The sequence below is a fragment of the Mesorhizobium sp. M7A.F.Ca.US.006.04.2.1 genome (assembly GCF_004022915.1).
In the GTDB taxonomy this organism is placed as follows: Bacteria; Pseudomonadota; Alphaproteobacteria; order Rhizobiales; family Rhizobiaceae; genus Mesorhizobium; species Mesorhizobium ciceri.
This window is the reverse complement of the sequence record NZ_RZQA01000312.1, coordinates 1-6,576: the sequence shown is the minus strand read 5'-3', so window position 1 is coordinate 6,576 and position 6,576 is coordinate 1. Positions and strand designations below refer to the sequence as shown.

The 6,576-nt window shown below is 62.0% G+C and carries 8 protein-coding genes; 4 read left to right on the top strand and 4 right to left on the bottom strand.

Annotated features, from left to right (window positions below; genetic code table 11):
• From EN925_RS17685 to EN925_RS17675, 3 genes are all read left to right on the top strand, one after another.
• Positions 1 to 464, top strand: a 464-nt coding sequence (locus tag EN925_RS17685; RefSeq protein ID WP_164894259.1) for a DNA translocase FtsK, incomplete at its 5' end; no start/stop codon positions are given.
• 151 nt (positions 465 to 615) lie between these two features.
• Positions 616 to 1,299: an outer membrane lipoprotein carrier protein LolA gene (locus EN925_RS17680; RefSeq protein WP_024505000.1), complete on the top strand. Its 684-nt coding sequence runs from the start codon at positions 616 to 618 to the stop codon at positions 1,297 to 1,299.
• A 171-nt stretch (positions 1,300 to 1,470) separates the two neighbouring features.
• A complete protein-coding gene (locus EN925_RS17675) occupies positions 1,471 to 2,277 on the top strand; it encodes an exodeoxyribonuclease III (RefSeq protein WP_128336757.1) in 807 nt (268 codons plus the stop codon).
• A 28-nt stretch (positions 2,278 to 2,305) separates the two neighbouring features.
• Here the strand turns inward: EN925_RS17675 and EN925_RS17670 are convergent, their stop codons facing one another.
• The 4 genes from EN925_RS17670 to EN925_RS17655 form a co-directional block, all read right to left on the bottom strand.
• Positions 2,306 to 2,980 (bottom strand): hypothetical protein, encoded by a 675-nt coding sequence (locus tag EN925_RS17670; protein WP_127365964.1) that lies wholly within the window; start codon positions 2,978 to 2,980, stop codon positions 2,306 to 2,308.
• Positions 2,981 to 3,269: 289 nt separating this feature from the next.
• The gene (locus tag EN925_RS17665; protein WP_164753664.1) at positions 3,270 to 4,325 is read right to left on the bottom strand and encodes a glycosyltransferase family 9 protein; all 1,056 of its coding nucleotides are present in this window, start codon (positions 4,323 to 4,325) and stop codon (positions 3,270 to 3,272) included.
• A 215-nt stretch (positions 4,326 to 4,540) separates the two neighbouring features.
• Positions 4,541 to 4,996, bottom strand: coding sequence for a Crp/Fnr family transcriptional regulator (locus EN925_RS17660; protein ID WP_063173345.1), 456 nt, complete (start codon positions 4,994 to 4,996; stop codon positions 4,541 to 4,543).
• 121 nt (positions 4,997 to 5,117) lie between these two features.
• Positions 5,118 to 5,801, bottom strand: coding sequence for a response regulator transcription factor (locus EN925_RS17655; protein ID WP_013528898.1), 684 nt, complete (start codon positions 5,799 to 5,801; stop codon positions 5,118 to 5,120).
• A 144-nt stretch (positions 5,802 to 5,945) separates the two neighbouring features.
• On the opposite strand from EN925_RS17655, the gene EN925_RS17650 reads away from it, so the two are divergent.
• Positions 5,946 to 6,482 carry a L,D-transpeptidase gene (locus EN925_RS17650; protein WP_181172690.1) on the top strand — a complete coding sequence of 179 codons (537 nt, stop codon included), beginning with the start codon at positions 5,946 to 5,948 and terminating at the stop codon, positions 6,480 to 6,482.
• The last annotated feature ends 94 nt before the right edge of the window (positions 6,483 to 6,576 follow it).

The following is a 6,576-nucleotide window of genomic DNA, read 5'->3' as shown; positions in this document are numbered from 1 at the left end:
GCACCATTCTGGGCGAGCAGGGCGCCGAGCAGCTGCTCGGCATGGGCGACATGCTCTACATGGCCGGCGGCGGCCGTATCCAGCGCGTGCACGGCCCGTTCGTCGCCGATGAAGAGGTCGAGAAGATCGTCGCGCATCTGAAGCTGCAGGGCGTGCCGGAGTATCTCGACGCCATCACCGAGGATGATGGCGAGGATGACGACGAGCCGTCAGGCAAGGGTGGAGCGAGCGGCGGTGGCGGCAACAGCAATTTCGAGGATTCCGACGATCCTTACGATCAGGCGGTCTCCGTGGTGCTGCGCGATGGCAAGGCCTCGACCAGCTATATCCAGCGCCGGCTGGGCATCGGCTACAACCGCGCTGCCTCGATCATCGAGAAGATGGAGAAGGAAGGTATCGTCGGCCCGGCCAACCATGCCGGCAAGCGCGAGATCCTGGTGCCGACCGAAGAGGACAAGTTCTGACCAGAAAGCCTGACCCTTGCGACATCCCTGTCCGGCAACCTTGAACCTTTCAAGGCGTTGAAGCGACCAAGGGACGCCCGACCCGCCAAATTTCAGCCCAACTGGGGGTCCAAGCACAGAACAACTCAGGAATCAGACGAGAGTGACCGATATGAAAAACGATCTTTCAGCGCTCAGCACATTTGCTCCCTCCCGGCGTCAGTTGCTGGGCCTCGGCCTGGCGTTTGCAGGGGCGGCAGCCTTCAACGCGGTGCCCGGCTTCCAGGTGCTGGCCTCGGCGCAGGCGGCTGTGCCGGCCGCTGCGCAGAAGATCGCCGACCACTTTTCCTCGGTCAAATCGATGAGCGGCGAATTCGTGCAGTTCGGCCCCAAGGGCGAGCAGACCGGCGGCAAGTTCTTCCTCGAACGGCCGGGCAAGATCCGCTTCAACTACGACGGCTCTTCGAACTTCCGGGTGATTTCAGACGGCCAGTCGGTGGTCATCCTGAACAAGAGGCTCAACACGTCCGATCTCTATCCGCTGTCGAAGACACCCTTGAAGCTGCTGCTCGACAACAGGATCGACCTCTCCGGCGACCGCGTCAAAAGCGTCAAGCAGGAGGACGACCTCACAACCATCCAGCTCGCCGACAAATCGGTGTTCGGCAATTCGAAGATCACCATGATGTTCGATCCGAAAACCTTCGACTTGCGGCAGTGGACGATCACCGACGCGCAGGGCAAGGATACGACGGTGATGATCTTCAACACCAAGGAAGGCGTCAGCTTCGCGCCGGATACTTTCGCCATCGACTACACGGCGAACCGCGAGCTCAACACCAACAAGGCGCGCTAGCTTCAAACGCTCCAATAGCTGTGGAAAGCACCGGGCCGCGCCTCGTCGGGCGTTGCCCGGCTTGTCTTTGCGGTCCGCGGCTGGCAATTTCCCGGACCGACTCCGTCAAAAGGCGTCTTCCCCGCCGGGACCCATCGGTTCTGGCCGTTGCACGCTGTCCTGGATTGCCAAATGCCCTTCTCCATCGCCACCTGGAACATCAACTCCGTTCGCCTTCGCATGCCGATCGTCGAGCGCCTGCTCGTCGAGCATGCGCCCGACGTGCTGTGCCTGCAGGAAACCAAGGTTCCCGACGAACTGTTCCCCGAGAAGGCTTTCCGCAAGCTCGGCTACGAGCACATCGCCTTCCATGGCCAGAAGGGCTACCACGGCGTAGCAACCGTGGCGCGGCGGCCGATCGAATTGGTCGAAAAGCGACGCTTTTGCGAAATCGAGGACAGCCGGCACCTCTCGGTGACGGTGCGGGCCGGCGGCAAGGCGATCCTGCTGCATAATTTCTACGTCCCGGCGGGCGGCGAAGAACCGGGTCCCCTCATCAACAGGAAGTTCAAGCACAAGCTCGATTTCGTTGCCGAGATGAATGCCATCCGGGCAGAACATGACGAGGTGTCCGGCTCGGTGCTGGTCGGCGACCTCAACATCGCCCCGCTCGAACATGACGTCTGGTCGCACAAGCAATTGCTCAACGTGGTCAGCCACACGCCGGTCGAGACGGAAAATTTCGAGGCGATGCGTCGCGCCGGCAACTGGGTCGACCTGATGCGGCTCAACGTGCCGGATGAGCAGAAGCTCTACACCTGGTGGAGCTATCGCGCGCAGGATTGGGAGCTGTCCAATCGCGGCCGCCGCCTCGACCACGTCTGGTCGTCGCCGAACCTTGTGCCCAGCTTTTCCGGCTACGAGATCCTGCGTCTGGCGCGCGGCTGGGAGCGCCCGTCGGACCATGTGCCTGTCATCGCGCGGTTCGATCTGGACTAGTCTGGTCGAAAATGCCCGCGTGCGGCAGTCAGTCTGTAGAGTTGGGACCGGCTGGATCCACCCACGGACGGCCCAATCGTGTCACCATCGCCGCGTACCCAACGGCACCTGCCGCCCAAAGGAAGATGCCAAGCTCTTTGACGACGTCCTCGGCGATGGCGGCCGCAGAACCGGGGGTAGGAAACAGCTCTCCGAGCTGGTCGATCGATGCTGACATCGCCAGCAGGAAGCCTGCGGCCACAAAGATGATCGTGCCGTCGAATGTTTTTCGTCGCAGCCGGAAGAACCAGAACAACCCGGCGCCGGCGTAGGCAATCATCGGAACGATCTCTGGTATCCCAACAATGGGCAGCACGTCCTCATGGATCAACAACAGGTCATCGAGGCCCAGGAGGAGGGTAAGGCCGCCGAGAAACGTGCAATCCCATCGGCGCGTGAGCAGGCCAGCAAACAGGGTCGCGGCGCCGGAGCCGATCCATAGCGAAGCACCCAGGGACGAAATCCACCCCGTATAGAAACCGACTCCGGCGGCTGCGGATGGATCTCGATAAAAGATCCACGCGTCCAGACCACGAATTTGCGCGACGAACAGCGCGGCCAAGAGCATCGCAACGTTGATCGCCGCCGCCGCCAACACGACCAAGCGCCAGGCTATTGTCCATTCGCCGCCATGCTTTGTGTTCGGCGCGCTGTTCTCTGGCATTTGCTATTCTCATAGAGGACTGAGAGGAACTCCATTGGAATCAAAGATCAAGAAGTGCTGACCTATGCCTAATCCAGTACGATGGCTGCCAGCTCTGCCGCGCCGAGAACTCCGCCTGCATTGTGCCGGTGGTCAGCATCGAACGGTTGCAGCGCTTCGCTCCACCGAACCCATTGTACCATGGCGCCGATGTTCAGGGGAGGCCGGCCTGCAAATGCCCGACCTGAATCCCAGCACGCTTCGAAGCGCGTCCAAATAAATTCGAACTCAAACGGCGCGCTTCACGTCTTCACGCATGTCGTTGCCCCAGGGCTGCTGCGCTGACAGGCTTATCCGGCAGATGGGGATGGTCGCGGCGGCGTGTCGCCAGCATCCGTTGCGCCGCTTCGATGATTGTCGGCGCCGGGACATCGGCGACCAGGCCGGTCGGGCTGGCATGGCGGGTCGCGATCACGTCCACGCAGTTCGAAAGCGGCCTCCAACGGGCCATGTTGGCGCCGCCATTGAGGATAACCATCGGCGTCATCACCGTTGCCATGAGATGTGCGGTACCGCCTTCGGCGCCGATGTAAAGATCGGCAAACTCGCCGAGCGCCAGCAAGATGTCACCGATATCGACACCTCCGATCGCGGCGGAATCGACAAGCCGCAGCTTCGGCACGCGCTGAGCCAGCTCAGCCATATCGGGACCGTCGCCGGGGGTTCTCACATAGAGAAGGTTCGCCCCGTCGGCGATCAGGCTGTCGGCGATTGCGGCAACCTGATCCGCCGACATGCGCTTGCTGGCGCTGCCATGCGCCGCGATAATGATCAAGGGAGCATGCTTGCCGTCCGCAAGGCTCCTGGCCGCCGCTCGTGCGGCCGGGCTAGGCTCCAGCCGATGATCGAAAGGCAGCCGCTTGCCGGCAAGGCGTTCGATGAGGCGATGGTAGCGCCAGGCATTGTGCCCGGGTCGTGCTTCAGGCCTGTGACCCAGGCGCCAGGAAAGGGCGAAAGCCGGAAAGTTTGCCTCATAGGCAATGCCGCGGCCGAGCAGTGATGCCGAGGCTTGAAGCAGCCAACGCGCCGAGATGCGGAAATCGACGACGGCCAATCGCCCCTTGCCCTTGCTGTGACCGGCGATCAGGCGCGCCAGGGGCGTCCGCACATTGATCGCATCGACCAAATGGCCGGCATGGCGATTGAGGCTATGTTCAAGGGACGACGACCGGGTGGTTCCGTAGACGATGAAACTGTCGGGGAATGCCGTTCTGGCGGCGCGCAATGCCGGAATCCGGATCAGTCCGTCGCCGAACGCGTCATTGCGGGAATACAAGATAATGGTCTCGTACCGCCCTGATGGCATGGCTCGCTCCCCCCAGGAGCCTGGTGGTGATGGCGCCTGCTGCGCCGGCCGCCTTCGAGGTGCTTTAGGATTTCACCTCTTGCCTGTCAACGGAGCCTTGCCGCTGGATCCGGGCGTCCGGATGGCGCGCAGTGCGCCACGACCAGTTCATCGCTGTCGTTGAAAACACTTCTCCCTTCGGCTGCGAAGCCAGCAGCTTCGTGGGTACGCTAGATTTAGCCGGAGAAGCGCGGCGCCAGTTCCTCGATGCGGCGGATCATCGCCTGAAATTCCTCGGAGATGCGCTGGTGCAGCTTGACCGCGACCTCGGGGTATTCCTCCAGGATGCGGTGGAACATCTTGCGGCTGAGCCGCATCACTTCCGAATCGATCTCGGCCGACGCGCTGGTCAGCCGGTTGGTGTCGGCGATCAATGCCAGTTCGCTCAGGATCGTGCCGGGGCCTGCCGTGCCTATCGGGATGCGTTCGCCATTCTGCTCCCGGTAGAGCACGATGCGCCCGCTGACAACGATATAGGCGGAATCGGCCTCGTCGTCCTCGCGATAAAGCTTGTGGTTGGCAATCAGCCTGGTGTTCTCGGCGCCAAAGGCGAGCAGGCGCAGTTGTTCCTGCGTGAAGCCCTCGAAGAGCCTCACGGCGGACAGAACGCGGATGTCGTCATCCAGCGCCATCTAGCTATGTCCCCGAACCGACAGTCCGACTCCTCCTCTGCGAGTTCGATCCAAACCACCCTCCAACTGGATCGTACCCGAAAGCGGCCCCGCCCGGCCGCTCATTGGATAATGAAAATGTTTAAGGAACCAGCTTGTAGCCGCCGCTTTCTGTCACAAGAATTTCCGCATTGGAAGGATCGCGCTCGATCTTCTGGCGCAGCCGGTAGACATGGGTTTCCAGCGTGTGCGTGGTGACGCCGGAATTGTAGCCCCACACCTCCTCGAGCAGCACGTCGCGCGTCACCACCTTCTGGTCGGCGCGATAGAGATATTTGATGATCGAGGCCTCCTTCTCCGTCAGCCGCACCTTGCCGCCGCGCGGGTCGAGCAGCAGTTTCTGGCTGGGCTTGAAAGTATAGGGCCCGACCGAGAAGGTGGCATCCTCGCTCTGCTCATGCTGGCGCAACTGCGCCCGAATGCGCGCCAGCAGCACGGCGAAGCGGAACGGCTTCGTCACATAGTCGTTGGCGCCGGCCTCGAGACCAAGAATCGTATCCGAATCGGTGTCGTGACCGGTCAGCATGATGATGGGCGCCTTGTAGCCGCCCTTGCGCAGGATCTTCACCGCTTCGCGGCCATCCATGTCGGGCAGCCCGACATCCATGATGAGCAGATCGATGAGGCCGCCGCGCGCTGCGGCGACACCTTTTGCCGCAGTCGATTCCTGCAGCACGTCGAATTCCTCGTAAAGGGATAATTGCTCGACCAGCGTGCCGCGCAGGTCATCATCGTCGTCGACGATCAGTATGGTGCGTGAAGTCATGGATCAATCCGTTGTTTTGAAAAGAAAATTCAGTTGACCGCTGCCTGTTTATGCGGAAGCTGACCGGCGTAACAGCCGTTCACAGTGATTTGTTCCGTGGCACGATCATACAAGAAAAAACACGATCGCAATGCAGCCGGCGCAATTTTGCGAAAAGGGCTGCGTGTGCTGACCGTGCGGGCGAGGCCTGGGCATCCAAGCCAGGGCCTGCTGCAGGCCGGGAAAACGGTGTTTGCCTGTGCGCTGGGGCGCGGTGGCATCTCGGCCGACAAGCGCGAAGGCGATGGCGCCACGCCGCTGGCCGCGATGCGGATCCTGTCGGGGTATTTCCGGGGGGATCAGTTCTCCAGCGGCCGCAGGACCCGGCTGGCGATGACGCCGATCGGGCCCGATCTGGGCTGGTGCGAAGTGCCTGACGACCGCAACTACAACAGGCCGGTCAGGATTCCCTATGGCGCCAGCCACGAACGCATGCGGCGCGACGACAGGCTCTACGACGCCTGCCTGGTGCTCGACTGGAACCTGTCGCCGCGCCGGCGCGGACGCGGCAGCGCCATCTTCTTCCATCTGGCGCGCCCCGGCTTCACGCCGACGCAAGGCTGTGTGGCTGTCACGGCGCAAACCATGGCGCGGCTGCTGCCGCTGCTGTCGGACCGGACGGTGGTGAGGGTGGTAAGATAGTAGGGGAGTAGGGGAGTAGGGGAGTAGGGGAGTAGGGACAAGCTCGGCGCGGCCTTAGTTTTTCCTATTCCCCTATTCCCCTATTCCCCTATTC